This window comes from Thiothrix litoralis, from assembly GCF_017901135.1.
In the GTDB taxonomy this organism is placed as follows: Bacteria; Pseudomonadota; Gammaproteobacteria; order Thiotrichales; family Thiotrichaceae; genus Thiothrix; species Thiothrix litoralis.
Genome location: NZ_CP072801.1, coordinates 595,650 through 612,034 on the forward strand (window position 1 = coordinate 595,650; position 16,385 = coordinate 612,034).

The 16,385-nt window shown below is 53.0% G+C and carries 14 protein-coding genes; 8 read left to right on the forward strand and 6 right to left on the reverse strand.

Annotated features, from left to right (window positions below):
• Nucleotides 1-32 precede the first annotated feature (32 nt).
• Entirely contained in the window at nucleotides 33-674 is a 642-nt protein-coding gene (locus J9253_RS02875) for a type I restriction endonuclease (RefSeq protein ID WP_228291489.1), read from the forward strand.
• On the opposite strand, the gene J9253_RS02880 is transcribed toward J9253_RS02875, so the two are convergent.
• On the reverse strand, nucleotides 603-1,949 hold the full coding sequence (locus tag J9253_RS02880; protein ID WP_210221796.1) for an IS4 family transposase: 1,347 nt from the start codon (nucleotides 1,947-1,949) through the stop codon (nucleotides 603-605). The two genes, J9253_RS02875 and J9253_RS02880, sit on opposite strands and share 72 nt — an antisense overlap.
• 37 nt (nucleotides 1,950-1,986) lie before the next feature.
• On the opposite strand from J9253_RS02880, the gene J9253_RS02885 reads away from it, so the two are divergent.
• From J9253_RS02885 to arfB, 5 genes are read left to right on the forward strand one after another with little or no spacing between them, the layout of a single operon-like run.
• Nucleotides 1,987-3,297 carry a type I restriction endonuclease subunit R gene (locus J9253_RS02885; RefSeq protein ID WP_210223222.1) on the forward strand — a complete coding sequence of 437 codons (1,311 nt, stop codon included), beginning with the start codon at nucleotides 1,987-1,989 and terminating at the stop codon, nucleotides 3,295-3,297.
• A complete protein-coding gene (locus J9253_RS02890; protein ID WP_210223223.1) occupies nucleotides 3,291-4,925 on the forward strand; it encodes an HsdM family class I SAM-dependent methyltransferase in 1,635 nt (544 codons plus the stop codon). The genes J9253_RS02885 and J9253_RS02890 overlap by 7 nt, the downstream gene beginning before the upstream one ends.
• Nucleotides 4,918-6,240 carry a restriction endonuclease subunit S gene (locus tag J9253_RS02895; RefSeq protein ID WP_210223224.1) on the forward strand — a complete coding sequence of 441 codons (1,323 nt, stop codon included), beginning with the start codon at nucleotides 4,918-4,920 and terminating at the stop codon, nucleotides 6,238-6,240. Before J9253_RS02890 ends, J9253_RS02895 begins: the two co-directional genes overlap by 8 nt.
• Entirely contained in the window at nucleotides 6,237-7,934 is a 1,698-nt protein-coding gene (locus J9253_RS02900; RefSeq protein WP_210223225.1) for an AAA family ATPase, read from the forward strand. Before J9253_RS02895 ends, J9253_RS02900 begins: the two co-directional genes overlap by 4 nt.
• Before the next feature lies 1 nt (nucleotide 7,935).
• Nucleotides 7,936-8,346: an alternative ribosome rescue aminoacyl-tRNA hydrolase ArfB gene (gene arfB, locus J9253_RS02905; RefSeq protein WP_210223226.1), complete on the forward strand. Its 411-nt coding sequence runs from the start codon at nucleotides 7,936-7,938 to the stop codon at nucleotides 8,344-8,346.
• A gap of 33 nt (nucleotides 8,347-8,379) precedes the next feature.
• On the opposite strand, the gene J9253_RS02910 is transcribed toward arfB, so the two are convergent.
• The 3 genes from J9253_RS02910 to J9253_RS02920 form a co-directional block, all read right to left on the reverse strand.
• Nucleotides 8,380-8,754 carry a type II toxin-antitoxin system VapC family toxin gene (locus J9253_RS02910; RefSeq protein ID WP_210223227.1) on the reverse strand — a complete coding sequence of 125 codons (375 nt, stop codon included), beginning with the start codon at nucleotides 8,752-8,754 and terminating at the stop codon, nucleotides 8,380-8,382.
• Nucleotides 8,744-8,995 (reverse strand): AbrB/MazE/SpoVT family DNA-binding domain-containing protein, encoded by a 252-nt coding sequence (locus J9253_RS02915; RefSeq protein ID WP_210223228.1) that lies wholly within the window; start codon nucleotides 8,993-8,995, stop codon nucleotides 8,744-8,746. The genes J9253_RS02910 and J9253_RS02915 overlap by 11 nt, the downstream gene beginning before the upstream one ends.
• A 72-nt stretch (nucleotides 8,996-9,067) precedes the next feature.
• Nucleotides 9,068-12,715, reverse strand: a complete 3,648-nt coding sequence (locus J9253_RS02920; protein ID WP_210223229.1) for a hydantoinase B/oxoprolinase family protein — start codon at nucleotides 12,713-12,715, stop codon at nucleotides 9,068-9,070.
• A gap of 64 nt (nucleotides 12,716-12,779) precedes the next feature.
• On the opposite strand from J9253_RS02920, the gene J9253_RS02925 reads away from it, so the two are divergent.
• Together J9253_RS02925 and J9253_RS02930 are read left to right on the forward strand one after the other, a co-directional pair.
• Nucleotides 12,780-13,979, forward strand: a complete 1,200-nt coding sequence (locus tag J9253_RS02925; RefSeq protein ID WP_210223230.1) for an iron-containing alcohol dehydrogenase — start codon at nucleotides 12,780-12,782, stop codon at nucleotides 13,977-13,979.
• Nucleotides 13,976-14,614 carry a uracil-DNA glycosylase family protein gene (locus tag J9253_RS02930; protein ID WP_210223231.1) on the forward strand — a complete coding sequence of 213 codons (639 nt, stop codon included), beginning with the start codon at nucleotides 13,976-13,978 and terminating at the stop codon, nucleotides 14,612-14,614. Before J9253_RS02925 ends, J9253_RS02930 begins: the two co-directional genes overlap by 4 nt.
• Here J9253_RS02930 and bamB read toward each other — a convergent pair.
• Nucleotides 14,588-15,748: an outer membrane protein assembly factor BamB gene (bamB, locus tag J9253_RS02935; RefSeq protein WP_210223232.1), complete on the reverse strand. Its 1,161-nt coding sequence runs from the start codon at nucleotides 15,746-15,748 to the stop codon at nucleotides 14,588-14,590. The two genes, J9253_RS02930 and bamB, sit on opposite strands and share 27 nt — an antisense overlap.
• A 10-nt stretch (nucleotides 15,749-15,758) precedes the next feature.
• Complete coding sequence (locus J9253_RS02940) at nucleotides 15,759-16,385, reverse strand: YfgM family protein (protein WP_028487565.1); 627 nt, start codon at nucleotides 16,383-16,385, stop codon at nucleotides 15,759-15,761.

A 16,385-nucleotide genomic window follows, 5' to 3' on the forward strand; every position in this document is an offset into this window, starting at 1 on the left:
GGCTTGGGTTTTGTGTTGGGGGCTAATAACACATGAGCTTTAATGAAGATACGCGGGTAAAAATACCTACCATCCTGCACCTGACCCGCCTGGGTTATACCTATCTGTCTCTGAAAGAGGCGCAATGTGATGAAAACACCAATATTTTCCCAGCCTTGTTTCGTGAAGGCATCAGTCGTATCAATTCTGATCTTGACCCCGATGAAATCGAGCGTTTGCGGGAAGATGTCAGCCTTTTGTTGGACAATGAGGACTTGGGAAAAGCGTTTTACGAGCAACTAACACGGCGTTCGGGTACACGTCTAATTGATTTTGAGAACTTCGATAATAACAGCTTCCATGTTGTTACCGAGCTGCCCTACAAGAACGGTGATGACGAGTTCCGCCCCGATATTACCCTGTTGATCAACGGGATGCCGCTGGTATTCATCGAAGTCAAAAAGCCGAATAACCGCGATGGTGTTCTGGCTGAGCGTAGCCGTATCAATGCCCGCTTTCAGAACAAGAAATTCCGGCGCTTTATCAACATCACCCAGTTGATGCTGTTTTCCAATAATATGGAATATGACAATGAGTCGCCAGAGCCGATTGAGGGCATCTCTTTATACACAAATCAGTCCTTCCCCCAATTCACTAGCCATCTGAATCCCATAAATACAGTCCAGCACCCTTGAGTAGCCCAACCAGATACTTTTAGCTCCCGGTTCGCCATCGCATTTTCTGCCCAGAAAGCCCCCCAGTTCTGCCAGATTGCGGATCACTTGATTGAGGGTAGGTATGCCATCGGGCAGTGCTTTTTTGCCGAGCCGGAAGGATACTTTCCATTCCAGCGGGTCAAACACCAGCTCAGCCGGAAGTTCTGGGCAGGTACGCCCCAACCGCATCAGAAACATAATCCGCCAGGCCACCATGATGTAGAGCGCGAGGGCTTTTTCGATGCGCTCTTTAGTGTCCAGTTGCAGTTTTTCGACGCGACAGCCAACTTTCAGGACATCAAAAAACATTTCGATTTCCCAACGCGCCCGATACCAGTCGATGAGTTCACAAGCGGCATCGGCGGTCTCTACACAACGGTTGGTGACTAAACGCCAAATGAGGGGCGATTTTCCGGCGGGTGGGTTGATTTCTTTGGCTTGAACCAAGGTCAATAGCATCGGGTGCTTGCTCTTGGGACGCAGGGTATAACGTAACACCTTGATTTCCTGTACCACTTTGCGGGCTTTTTCACCCTGCTTGCGCGGTTTGGTAAAGGTGATGCGGGTCAACGCCTGTTGTTGCTCAATGGCATCCCACAGTTTGAGGTCATCTCCTAAGGCACGGTTATGTTGCGCCCGTATCAGCAGGTCAGCCGGGTAATCCAAGGCTTGTGCCCGTTTGAGCAAGTCGTAAAAGTCGCTTTCACGGTCGCCCGTATAGATGAGCCGGTGTCCGGGGCAGCGTGCCGCCAGTTCGGCTACCCGTTCATACCCTTCGATCCAGCGACGGCTTTCTTTGATGCTGGGGTTCGCTTGGTCGGCGGCTTTGCTCAAGCCCCGTGACCACATCCACGTATCGGTGATGCCCAACGGCAGGCGTTCCGGGGTGATACACAAGGTCGGATGCAGGTACATCCCGCGTTGCTTATCGTAGGATAACCGCCCCAAGCCCTCGGTTTCCTGTCCATTGAAGTCCAATTCGGTGGTGTCTTGAATGCACAGGATAATCTTCGAGTCTTGTTGACGGATTCGGCACTCTGTCGCTTCAAAGTGGGATGCCATCAAAGCATCATGGCTCACCGCCTCATTCCAGAAGAAACGGTACGTCGCCAAGGTACTTGACCAACTCTGGCAAGCCTTGGGGAGGCTGGATTGGGGCGCTTTCAGCATGGCATTGAGAATATGGGCGGCGCGTGTTTCGAGGCGCTTGTCTCCCAAATCAAGATCGGTGAGTTCGCTAGATGACCAGTTCATAGGTGAAAATTGCTTATCTTACATCAGCTTGGGACTTGTGTATAAGGAGATGGGTTATGGCGCAGGTGTGCCGCTGGCAAACAAGGCAAAGATAGCCGCACTGATTCTGCATGATGTTGGCTCCAAGGAAGAGCGTGACGACTGGGTGGAAGATTTCAAGGCGGGCAACATTGACCTGCTGTTTGTGTACAATATGTTGTTGACGGGTTTTGATGCCAAACGCCTGAAGAAGCTCTATCTGGGGCGGGTGATTAAAGACCATAACCTGCTGCAAGCCCTGACCCGCGTCAATCGTACCTACGGCAAACACCGCTATGGCTATGTGGTGGATTTTGCCGATATTCGCAGTGAGTTTGACAAGACCAATAAAGCTTATTTCGACGAGCTACAGAATGAATTAGGCGATGAGATGGAACATTATTCCAAGCTCTTTAAATCCGCCGAGGAAATCAAGGAAGAATTTGAAGCGGTTAAGGATGTGCTGTTCCAATATGACACGCTGAACAAGGAAATCTTCTCGCGGCAAGTCACGGAAATGCAGGATCGGGCGCAAGTGTTGGCGTTGAAAAAAGCCTTGGCGGATGCCCGCAGCTTGTACAACTTGTGCCGATTATTCGGGTACGACGATTTGTTGCAACGACTGCCATTCGCCCAGATTAACGCTTTGTACAACGAAGTCGATAACCACTTGGCGATGCTTAACCTCAAAGACCGTCTTGAAAATCAGGCCGACACCAGTGGCTTATTGAACATGGCGCTGGAGGAAGTGCTGTTCAAGTTCGTCAAGATTGGCGAGGAAGAACTCAAGTTGGCGAATGAGTTGAAAGACGCCCTGCGTCGCGCCCGCGAATCCATGACCAGCAATGTTGACCCCAAAGACCCGGAGTTCATCCAACTCAAAGAGGAGCTGGAACGCCTGTTCAAGAACCGTAACCTCAAAGAGGTCACTCAGGATGAGATGAAGCACAATATGCTCACCCTGAACAAAATTCAGGACAAGGTGCGGGAAATCAATCGCAAGAACCGCCTGCTCCAGAGCAAATACAGCGGTGACATAAAGTTCACCAGAGTGCATAAACGGCTGGTAGAGAATGGCTCGATCTCTGATAATGAGCGTCGCATTTTCGAGGCATTGCATCAGGTCAAACAGCAAGCCGACGAGAGTGTGATGCAGAACAGGAACATCCTCGATAACGAAAGCTATTTTGAGCGCATGATACAGCGGAGCGTGGTACAACAGTTCCATCTGGCGCAAAACATCAAGCTAACCCCCGATAGCACGCGCTACATCAACCAGCTTGTCGTTAAAGAGTATCTGGATGAATTTAATGGAGTAACCCCTTGGTAGCCCTCGATTTCAAGAAAAGCACCACCGAACTGATCGACAACCTGAAAAACATTTGCGCCGCTTACGGGCTGGGTAATGATGGTAATGAGTTCAAAATCATTACGCAGGTATTCCTGTACAAGTTCCTGTGCGACAAGCTGGCGTATGAGCTGAAAAAAGCCGATAAAGCCACTGCCAAGGCGGAAAACTGGGAACAGCACATCGCCAATATGGACATCGACGCTTACGAGATGTTGGTCATGATGCTTCCCGAAGGCACAGCTTATTTGCGCCCGGAACACCTGCTTGCCAGCCTGTTTGCGCGGCAAAATGAGGATAATTTCGCCAAGCTGTTTGATGATACCTTACGCCAGATTGCCATCGTCAACAGTGATATTTTCTCGGTCAAAACCGGGGGCGGGGCGCAAATCCGCTTGTTTGATGAGATCAGCCAGTTCATTTCTGACCCCGGTGAGCGCGACAACTTTTGCAAGGCAATAATCAACAAACTGGTGAATTTCAGCTTTGAGCATATTTTTACACAGGGCTTTGATTTCTTTGCCGACATCTTTGAGTACCTGATTAAGGACTACAACAAGGACAGCGGCGGCAAGTATGCGGAATATTACACGCCGCACGCGGTCGCCAAGATCATGGCGGCGATTCTTGTCCCTGCTGAAAGCCGGGGTAAGGTGATGAACGTCAAGTGCTACGATCCATCGGCCGGGTCGGGGACGTTGCTGATGAATCTGGCTCATGCGATTGGGGAAAATCGGTGCAGTATCTATTCGCAGGATATTTCGCAAAAGTCGTCCGGGTTGTTGCGGCTGAACCTGATCCTCAACAATCTGGTGCATTCCATCCCTAATGTGATTCAGGGCAATACCATTTTGTCGCCTTACCACAAGGATGGGGCGTCGCTGGCAAAGTTTGACTATATTGTTTCCAACCCACCGTTCAAGATGGATTTCAGCGATTTCCGCAACGATCTGGATACCAAGGAAAACAAGGAACGCTTCTTTGCGGGGCTTCCCAATGTGCCGGGCAAGGCCAAGGATAAAATGGCGATTTACCTGCTGTTTATCCAGCACATCATGTTTTCGCTGAAACCGGGCGGTAAGGCTGCCATCGTCGTTCCTACCGGGTTTATTACTGCTCAGTCGGGCATTGACAAGAAAATCCGTGAAAAGCTGGTCGACCAGAAAATGCTGGCGGGCGTGGTGTCGATGCCGAGCAATATTTTCGCTACTACGGGCACGAATGTCTCTATCCTGTTCATCGACAAGGGCAACCGGGACAAGGTAATCCTGATTGATGCCTCGAATCTGGGTGAAACGGTCAAAGACGGTAAAAACCAGAAAACCGTGCTGACGGCTGCCGAAGAACAACACATCATCGACACTTTCAACACCAAAACGGCGGTCGATGATTTTTCAGTTGCGGTCACTTACGACCAGATCAAAGCCAAAAACTACTCCTTCAGTGCAGGGCAATACTTCGACGTAAAAATCGAATACACCGACATCACCGCCGCCGAATTCACCGCCAAAATGCAAGGCTTCACCGACAACCTCGACACCCTTTTCGCCGAATCCCGCACCCTCGAAACCGAGATCAAAACCCAACTAGCGAGCCTCCGCTATGATTAAGTGGAAGCGGACAACTTTGGGGCAGGTGGTTTCTGAAGGTAACGGGTTGATTCAAACCGGCCCATTTGGCAGTCAACTACATGCTTCCGATTATGTTGAAAATGGTATCCCCTGCATAATGCCAGCCAACATGAAGGAAAGCCGAGTTAATCTTTCAGGTATAGCCCGTATCTCTGTTAAAGATGCACAGCGTCTTTCTCAGCATTTGGTTAAGCCGGGGGATATTGTTTATAGTAGACGAGGCGATATAACCCAGAAAGTACTAATACATGATGCTGATAATGGTTTTTTCTGTGGGACTGGTTGCATTCTAATTCGCCCCGGAAATAATGTTGATTCACGATTTTTGACTTATTTTTTGGGAGCTAGAGAAAGTAAAGAGTGGTTAATCAATCACTCTGTTGGCATTACTATGCCGAACTTAAATACAAAAATTCTTTTCAATCTTCCACTGAGATTGCCTAGTAAAAACCATCAAATAGAAATTGCTGATATTCTCTCTGCTATTGATAAAAAAATCGAAGTCAACAATCGCATTAACGCCGAACTCGAAGCAATGGCAAAAACCCTCTACGACTACTGGTTTGTGCAGTTCGATTTCCCCGATGAAAACGGCAAGCCGTATAAGTCGTCGGGCGGGAAGATGCTGTATAGCAAGGAGTTGAAGCGGGAGATTCCAGCGGGATGGGAAGTTTCAAATATTTTGAAGGTCGCGGAATTATTTGGAGGTGGCACTCCAAGCAAAAATGACCTGTCATTTTGGAACGGTGAAATACCTTTCTTTACACCAACAGATACAAGCCAAGGCGTATTTCAACTCGATACAGAAGAACATATTACCGAAGATGGCTTGAAGAGTTGTAGTAGCTTATTGTTTGATAAAGGTACAGTGTTTATAACAGCAAGGGGTTCTGTCGGAAAACTCGCATTAACAGCACGAAAAATGGCAATGAATCAATCTTGTTACGCACTAAAACCAAAAGCTGGCTGTGGCGGTGAATTTGTATATTTTCTGACTCAGGAACTCATTCATCATCTTAAAATAAAGTCTTCCGGTTCTGTCTTCAAGTCGATAGTGTCTAATGATATTAAGTTCACTCAAATGTGCATACCTGACAATCAAGCAATTCAGACTTACAGTGAAGTTATAGAGCCGCTATTTGAAAAAATATTGAATTGCTCGAAAGAAAATCAGCGGTTGGTGGCGTTGCGGGATTGGTTGTTGCCGATGTTGATGAATGGGCAGGTGCGGGTGGAGAGCGCGGCGGATGATCTATACTCACAACAGCACGACGCAGGAATGAGGCAACCATGAAACTGAAACTCCCCTACGGCATCAGCCACTACAAAACGGTCATCGAGGAAGGCTACACCTACCTCGACAAAACCGGCTGGATTCAAACCATCGAAGACACCAGCCGCTACAACCTGATCATGCGCCCGCGCCGCTTCGGGAAAAGCCTGTTTGTCTCCATGCTAGCGTATTACTACGACATCAAGGCCAAGCATGATTTCACGCGCCTGTTTGGTCATCTCGCCATCGGTCAGAATCCCACTGGCAACCAGAACCGCTACCAAGTCCTGTTTATGGAATTCAGCGGCATCAGCACGGATGACCCGCAAACCATCGAAGCGGATTTCACCCGCAAAATCGACAACCTGCTGCAACGTTTTTTGCTCAAGTACGACTACCCGGAACAGGTTGGGGTGCAAATCGCCGCCGCCAATACCCCAGCCGGGAAAATGGAAGCCCTGTTTACCGTACAAGGCGAACAGCCCATCTACCTGATTATTGACGAATACGACCATTTCGCCAATGCGTTACTGGCGGATAACCTGACCTATTTCCGCCGGATTATGGGCAAGGGCGGCTTTGTCCGCGCCTTTTATGAAACCATCAAGGCCGCCACACAACAGGGCAGCATTGATCGTCTGTTCATTACAGGTGTTACGCCCATCATGCTCGATAGCCTGACTTCGGGTTTTAATATGGTTAAAAACCTATCCTTGTTGCCAGCTTTTAATGAGGCGATTGGTCTAAGCCGCCCGGAAACGTTGTCCCTGATCCAGCCCTTGGTAGAACAATGCAATCTTACGGTTGATCTGATGGGTACGCTGAAGGATTGGTACAACGGTTATGTGTTTGCGTACCGTGGTCAGCCGATGTACAACGCGAATATGTTACTGTATTTTTTGGGAAACTTTGACAAAGAGCGTTGTGCCTTTCCCACGAATATGCTGGATGAAAACATCGCATCGGACTACGGTAAAATCCTCCGCATGTTTTCTATTGGTGATCGGGACGTTAATTATGCCGTGCTGGAAGAGCTGATCAGTACAGGTGAAATTACCACCCAACAACGTCGCCAATTCGACTTTGACAAAGGCTTTGACCGCGAGGATTTCATCAGCCTGCTTTATTACATGGGGTTCGTCTCGCTGGCGGGCGAGGAACTGGGTTCACAGCGTTTTCGTATCCCCAATTATGTGATCAAGAAACTCTACTTCGAGTATTTCAAGGTTGAGATTGAACGGCGCAATACTTTGCAAATACCGACGCAAACCATCCATAAAGCCGTGGTCGCTTTGGCGCTGCATAATGATATTGAACCCTTGCGGCTAGAGGTGCAGCAGTTATTACAAATCCTGTCCAACCGTGATTTTATGCGGATGGATGAAAAGCACCTGAAGGTTTTACTGACCACCTTGCTGTATCAATCTCCGGCTTACTACATCAAAAGCGAGCCGGAAATGAATCGCAAATACCCGGACATTTTGTTGCTGGAACGCAGCCCGTATGCTGTCCAGCACCAGCATTTGATCGAGCTGAAATATTGCAAGAAGTCCGAACGGCAAAAACAACCGCAGGTGTGGGACGACAAACGCGCTGAAGGTATTCAGCAGGTGCAGGGCTATCAGCAGTTGCCGGATATTCAGAAACTGGACAAGCTATCCTGCTGGGTCATGCTCACTGATGGCGAGGAAGTGCTGGTAGAACAGGTAACGTGAATTGAAACTATCCAACAACACCCAAATCCCCCCCGAAGAAATCGACCTTCAGCCCATCCGCGCCCAAGGCTCCGGCGGGCAGAACGTCAACAAGGTGTCGACCGCGATTCACCTGCGTTTCGACATCCGCGCCTCATCCCTGCCCGAAGCCTACAAGGAAAAGCTGCTAGCCTACGCTGATCAGCGCATTTCCAGCGAAGGCGTGATCGTCATCAAGGCACAAACCCACAACAGTCAGGAAAAAAACCGTGCGGATGCGCTGGAACGCCTGCGCCAACTCATCCTCGACGCTACCAAAGTGCAGAAAAAGCGCAAAGCGACCCGCCCAACCCGCAGCTCCCAAACCAAGCGGTTGGATAGCAAGAAAAAGCACAGCCAGACCAAAGCCGGGCGCGGCAAGGTGGATTACTGACCTGTAGGAGCCTGCCTTGCAGGCGATAATGACCTACCGAATGACATGAATATTGATTGGTAATTCCATTTCTTGCCAAATTTTGTCCGTTGTCATGATGGGCATCTTACGGTCAATACCCGTCGCAATACAGGCACGATCGGCAAGTGACAAGCCAAACGGTTTGGATTTCACCCAAAGGCTTGCGCAGATCTCAGCCTGTTCGACTGTGAAGGGCATGATTTTCAGGCCAGTTAATTCCATTTCCGGGCGAATATCCGCCGCATCAGGGTCATGCACCGAGAGTTTTTGTATAACTTCTGACCAGTTAACCGTATTGATTGTGGCCTGATGTAGCACGGCCTGCACCTTGTCTGCTCCCGGCTCACCTTGCAGCAAAGCCAGCAGCGCTGAAGCATCAAGAATCATGACTTTCCTTTGCCGCTTCCTGACGGCGCTCCTGAATCAGCTCACCCGCCAGACTCACAGGAATCTTGCGGAAACGGTGTTGCAGTTTTTTCACAATATCAGCCGGTTTTTCCATGATAATGGACTGATTATCAAGCCTTAATAGCAAACGCTGCCCTTCCTGCAAGTTCAGGGCTTTGCGTATGGCTGTGGGGATGACGATGCGGCCATTTTGTCCGATCGCGATGGTACATTCTTGCATGGCAATTACCTTGACAAGTTAGATGAGTGTGTCACCTAAAGATAATGGTAAATCTAATAAATGGCAATTTTTTTATTGACCATATCCACCCCCACCCGGTGTAGCCACCGTCAGCACATCACCCGCCTCCACCTCCACCTGCGCAATCCCCTCCAGCGTTTCCAAATAGCCCTCCACCCGCAGCACCCGGTTAACACCGCACTGCCCGTTCCTGCCGCCTGCCATGCCATACGGCGCGACCTTACGATGCCCCGACACAAGGCTCACCGTCATCGGCTCCAGAAAGCGGGTCTTGCGCACCACGCCATCGCCACCGCGCTGCAAGCCTCTGCCGCCAGAATGCGGGCGTATGTGAAATGCTTCCAGCCGTACCGGAAAGCGCGTTTCAAGGATTTCCGGGTCAGTCAGGCGCGAATTGGTCATGTGGGTATGCACCGCACTCGCCCCAGCCGCATTCGCCGTTGCCCCCGCGCCGCCGCACAAGGTTTCGTAATACTGGTGGCGGGCGTTGCCCCAGGTGACGTTGTTCATTGTGCCTTGCGCCGCGCCCATGATGCCGAGTGCGCCGAATAGCGCATCCACCACGTATTGCGAGGTTTCCACATTGCCCGCCACCACCGCCGCCGGGTATTGCGGGTTCAACATCGAGCCGGGCGGAATAATGATATTAAGCGGCTTGAGGCAACCTTCGTTGAGCGGGATATTGTCAGCCACCAAACAGCGGAACACGTACAGCACCGCCGCGCGGGTAATCGCGGTCGGCGCATTCAAATTGCCGGGGTGCTGCGGGCTGGTTCCCGTAAAATCCAGTGTGGCGCACCGGTTTGTTGCATCCACCGTAATCTGCACGCAAATGCGGCTGCCATCGTCCATGTCATATTGGAAACTGCCATCGCGCAAGCTGCCGATCACGCGCCGCACCGAGGCTTCCGCATTATCCTGCACATGGCGCATGTAGGCTTGCACGGTCGCTAGCCCCATCTGCCCGATCATGCGCCGCAGTTCGGCTTCGCCGCGAGCACAAGCCGCCAGTTGCGCCTTCAAATCGGCAATGTTGTAGTCAATATTGCGGGCAGGGAACGCGCCCGAAGCGAGCAGGGCGCGAATGGCCTCCTCACGGAAATGTCCGCCCTCCACCAGTTTGACGTTGGTCAGCAGGATGCCTTCCTCATCAATCGTGCGGCTTTGTGGCGGAATCGAACCGGGGGTAATCCCGCCCACATCGGCATGATGCCCACGGGTGGCGACGTAGAAAATAATCGCATTACCGCTTTCCTCAAACACTGGCTTGACCACGGTAATGTCGGGCAAATGCGTGCCGCCGTGGTAAGGGTCATTGAGCACGAACACATCGCCCGGCTGCATTGCCCCTGCATTGGCGCTGATCACCGCTTTGATGCTCTCGCTCATGCTGCCCAGATGCACCGGCATATGCGGCGCATTCGCCACCAGATGGCCAGCCGGGTCGAAGATTGCGCAGGAAAAATCCAGCCGCTCCTTGATATTCACCGACACAGCGGTCTGTTCCAGCACAAAACCCATCTGCTCGGCGATGGACATGAACAGGTTGTTGAAGATTTCTAGGCGGATGGGGTCGGGGGCGGAATCGGGTTTTGGGGTGGAAGTCGAATGGTGGGTATCGCGTTCCGCTCCACCCACCCTACGGTGTTCCATCACCAGATCGCCTTGCTCATTCAATTGCACCGCCCAACCTGGTTCCACAATCACCGTCCCGGTGCTTTCCAAAATAACCGCCGGGCCAGTAATTGTTTGTCCCACCGTCAAAGCATCCCGTTGGTAAAACGGCGTATCCCGCCATTCCCCCCGCATAAACACAGAATGCCAGGTCTCCCGCTCTTCACTCCCCCCTTTGCAAAAGGGGGGCTGGGGGGGATTTTCTTTCCCCGCAATGGCTTCAACCTCCAAACTAGCCACAACCACCGCCTTCTCCGCCGCCACAAACCCAAACCGCTGCCGATGTGCCTCCTCAAACGTCGCCCGAATCGCTGCTGTATCCTCGCCATCCCAAGCCACCAGCAAACTCGAATCCGACCCCGCATAGCGGCAATGCAGCCGCGTCTCATGCCGCAAATATTCAGTGCTGACGCCTTGCTCCTGGATATGCGCTGCCGTTTCCGCCGCGAGTGTCGCCTGCTGTTGCTGCAAACCCACCAACATAGTTTCACTCAGCTCCACTTCCACACTCCGCGTCAAAATCTGCCGCACATCCGCCAGCCCCATCCCATACGCCGACAACACCCCCGCGAACGGATGCAAAAACACCTTACGCATCCCCAACGCTTCCGCCACCAAGCAAGCATGTTGCCCGCTCGCCCCGCCAAAGCAACACAGCGCATACTCACTCACATCATAGCCGCGCTGCACCGAAATCTTCTTGATCGCATTCGCCATATTCTCAACAGCAATCGCCAGAAACCCCTCCGCCACCTGCTCGGGACTTAGGCTTCGACTACGCTCAGCCAACGGGGACGCTCTTCGTTGGCTGAGCGGAGTCGAAGCCAACTCTGCGAACTTCGCACAAACCGTATCGACATCCAGCGCTTCCTTGCCTTCCGCCCCGAAAATCTGCGGAAAATACGCCGCCTGCAATTTCCCCAACATCACATTGCAATCGGTAATGGTGAGTTCGCCACCGCGCCGGTACGCCGCAGGCCCCGGATTCGCCCCGGCAGAGTCGGGTCCGACCCGGAAGCGTTGCCCATCGAAATGCAAAATCGAGCCACCGCCCGCCGCCACGGTATGAATCTGCATCATCGGCGCACGAATCCGCGCCCCGGCGATATGGCTTTCCAGCGTGCGTTCGTACTCACCCGCAAAGTGGCACACGTCCGTCGACGTACCGCCCATGTCAAAGCCGATCAGCTTGTCGAAACCGGCTGCCTGTGCGGTTTGCACCATGCCGACCACGCCACCGGCAGGCCCCGACAGAATCGCATCCTTGCCCTGAAAGTGATCCGCGTGCGTCAACCCGCCGTTGGATTGCATGAAAAACAGCTTGGTGTCCGGCAATTCCCGCGCCACCTGCTCGACATAACGGCGCAGCACGGGTGATAGGTAAGCATCCACCACCGTGGTATCCCCCCGCCCGACAAACTTGATTAACGGGCTAACCGCATGGCTGGTAGAAATCTGGGTGAAACCGACTTCACGGGCAATCGCTGCCACCCGCGTTTCGTGCTGCGGGTAACGATAAGCGTGCATGAACAGGATCGCCACCGAGCGCAAACCCTTGGCGTAAGCGGCTTGCAGGGCAGGTCGGATAACCGCCGCATCCGGCGCTTGCAGGATTTCACCGTCGGCCGCGATGCGTTCCTCCACCTCCAGCACGTCGGTGTAGAGCATTTGCGGCAGTTCGATGTCGAGCGCAAACAGGTGGGGGCGTTGCTGGTAGCCAATGCGCAAGGCATCGCCGAAACCGAGTGTCGTTACCAGCAACACGGCTTCGCCCTTGTGTTCCAGCAGCGCATTAGTGGCGACGGTTGTGCCCATGCGTACCGTGTCGATGCGTTCGGTGGGAATCGTTTGCCCCGCCTTCACGCCCAGCAAATCGCGGATACCTTGCAGCGCGGCATCGGGGTAACGTTCCGGGTTTTCCGAGAGCAGCTTGTGAGTGCGCCATTCACCCTCGGGTGTGCGTGCCACGATGTCGGTGAACGTGCCACCACGGTCGATCCAGAATTGCCAGCGCGGGTTGGTCATACTGTCTGCTGCTCCAATGCGATAAACTACCCATCTTTGCACAGCCCAAAACAAGGACGCAAATATGTCATCACAGCCCGGTTTCCCTGCCTTTGCCATCGCCCGCTTGCCGCGCATCGAATTCGGTGCAGGTGCTCTTCGTAAACTACCCGCCATTGCTGCTCAGTACGGCAAACGTTTGCTGATTATTACGGGCGCAAGTTCTTTCACCGCTTCTGAGGCGGGCAAAACCCTGTTCACCGCATTGCAAGCGGCAGGTTTTACCTGGGAAATTTGCCGCGTAACGCATGAGCCTTCCCCGCACTGGGTGGATGAAACCGTGGCAGGTCTGCAAGGCGATAGCTTCGATGCCGTGATCGGTATTGGCGGCGGTAGTCCGCTGGATGCCGCTAAAGCTGTCGCGGGTTTACTCAAACCGGGCAATTCGGTAATGGATCATCTCGAAGGCGTTGGCCCTGAATTGCCCTATCAAGGCTCCTCCACGCCATTCATTGCCGTGCCGACGACGGCGGGAACGGGTTCCGAGGCGACCAAAAACGCGGTGCTTTCTGTGTCGGGCGAACACGGTTTCAAGAAATCCTTCCGCGACGACAAGCTGGTGGCGGAATATGCCATCATCGACCCGGATTTGCTGGCCACTTGCCCGCCCGCGCAGATTGCAGCCAATGGCATGGATGCTTTCACGCAACTGATGGAAGCCTACGTTTCTACCCGCTCCAACCCGTTGACTGATGCGTTGGCGCTGGCGGGGATGGAGGCGGTGCGGGATAGCTTGCTGGCGTTTTACCGTGATCCGGCGGATAGCGTTGCGCGTGGCAAAATGGCTTACGCCTCGCTGCTGTCGGGGATTTGTCTGGCGCAAACGGGTCTTGGCTCGGTGCATGGTGTGGTTGCCCCGTTGGGCGCATTCCACCCGATTGGGCATGGCGTCGGCTGCGGCATGTTGGTCACAGAAGCCACTCGCCTGAATATTGATCTGCTGGAAGCACGCGATGCGGATAGCCCAGCATTGGCAAAATATACTGCCATCGGCAAGTTGTTCCGGGGGCGTAGTCACGTTGATCCAGTAGGAGCGCGAGTATTCGTGATTCACACGCTGGAAACGTGGGCGAAACACCTTCATCTGCCACGCTTGTCCAACTTCGGGGTGACGGAGGCGGATATTCCGAAACTCGTGGCGAATTCACGCGGTTCCAGCATGAAAACCAACCCGGTTGAGCTGACGGACAGTGATATTGCCAACCTGATTCGAGCCTGCTTATGAGTACACAGCGAATTTTGCTACCCGCGAGTCTGGTGCAGCATCAGCAAGCCTTGCGCCAATGCACCTTGTGCCCGCAGATGATCGGCCCGGTGATTACTGGGGAGGCGGTATTGTCACCGGTCATGTCGATCGGGCAAGCGCCGGGTATCCACGAAGCCAAGGTCATGCGCCCCTTCGGTTGGACAGCAGGCAAAACCTTGTTCAAGTGGTTCGAGGGCATCGGGCTGGATGAAGCTGCTTTTCGTCAACGGGTTTACATGGCGGCGGTATGCCGTTGTTTTCCGGGTAAGCATCCGAAAGGCGGCGACCGTGTGCCATCGGCTGAGGAAGTTGCCAACTGTTCGCGTTGGTTGCAGGCTGAAATCCGGCTGTTGCGCCCACAACTGATCATCCTGATTGGCAAGCTGGCGATTAACCAGTTTCTGGTGGCAAAAAAGCTGGATGAGGTGGTGGGAAAGTGCCATCGCACCGTCATTGAGGGGCGTGAGGTGGATTTGTTGCCGCTGCCGCACCCTTCCGGTCTATCGACATGGCCACGGATGGAGCCGGGTAAAACGTTGTTGCAGGATGCGCTGCAAGTCATGGCAGCACACCCCGCTTGGCTTAGTTTACTGGATGTTGAAAGCCGAGAGTAACCCGGACTTACCCAGTGTGTAGACCGTATTGCCGTCTTTTACAGGGGCGACGGTATAGCCTGATTTATCACCTTGTACGCGGGCGGCGATTTGCCCGTTGCTGGTATTGACCCAATGCAAATAGCCTTGGTAGTCGCCAACCACGAGGAATTGACCCAGTAAGGTTGGGGCAGTGGGTTGGCGGCGTTCGAGGTCGTCCAGTTTCCAGACTGGGTTGCCACTGAGTGGTTCGAGCTTCCAGACATCACCGGCATCGTTGCTGGTGTACAGGCCGTTAGGGTCAGCATCCACGCCAGTATAACTGGAGTAGGGGGCTGCCCACGCTACGTTGCCGTCGCGCATATTGATTCCAGCAATGCGTCCGTTGTAGCTGGCGGCAAACAGTGCTTCGCCGAGGGCTTTCATTTCGCCGTCTACGTCGGTCATGCGGTCGAGGTCGCTGCTGCCGCGTGGCACGGAAAGGGTAACTTCCCACAAGCCTTTGCCGGATTGCATGTCGAAAGCAGTGACGACACCGTTGTCGAATCCCGCAATGACCATGCCGCCCACTACCAGTGGGGTGCTTGCACCGCGTAGGGACAGCGTTGGGCTTTTACGTTCCTGCTGCCAGAGACGCTGACCTGTTTTTACCGCTAACCCTTGCAGGTTGCCGTCGCCGGTACGGAAGGCGACGATGCCGTTTTTGGCCGGGGATACCGCAAGGACTTCGCTGCCTAGCGGGGTGCTCCAGAGGACTTTGCCGGTTTGTCGATCCAGCGCGATGGCATTGCCTTTGTCAGTGCCGAGGAACACGCCGCCTTCGCCGCTGCTGACGCCGCCGGTGACTGTGCCATCCACGGTGGTTTGCCAGATGCGCCCGCCATTGACTTTGCTCCATGCACTGGCGGAACTGCCACCGGCAACCAGCACGGCGCTTTCATCGATTTGCGGGTGAATCCGCACGTAGTCTTTGCCAGCACCACTGCCCGTGCTGACTTGCCATAAAGTGCGCACATTTGCCGTCGGCTTGAGTTCTTTCAAGGCTTTGGGCGGTGTGCCAGTGTTGGCTGGCATGACGGCTGAAGTCATTTGTGAAAATGTGCTGCAACCCGATAGGGCAAGAGCCATCAGCAAGGCAGTGGTAGTGTGTTTCATGGTGTCCTTTTTAGCTTCCTTTACCCAGATTGTCACGTTTCAGCTTGATGAGTTCGTTGGCGTTACCACCGGCACTTAACATCGCTTTATCGTAAGCTGCACGCGCTTCGATGGGTTTGTTTTGGACGACGTATATATCGCCTTTGAGTTCATCGATCAGTGGCTGGTAGGCTACGGGGTAAGTTTGGTTAGTGAGTTTCAGCGCTTCATCGACTATTTTCATGGCGATGAATACCCGTGCAAGACGAATGCTGGCAAGATTTTTGAAGTCAGTTTCTTTGCTGTTGTCGATGACCCAACGTAGTGCAGTGACTGCCGGTTGGTATTCACCTTTTTCAGCGTAGTACTGAGCGGCTTTCATGGTGGCAATCGCGGCATACGGGGTGGAAGCATAGTTGTTCTGTAGTGTTTGAATATCGGGTTGTGCCTGTTCTAACGATGTTTCACTGGCTTTATCGACTTTGGCATACAGTGCAGAGGCTTCAGCAGCGGTGTTTATCTGATAGTCTTTCCAGTACTGCCAGCCAAACATACCACCGATGGCGAGGGTGATCCCGGCAATGACGGACGTGCCGTTCTCTTTCCACCAGTTTTTAAGGTCTTCGACTTTTTCGTCGTCAGTTTTGTAATCAGACAT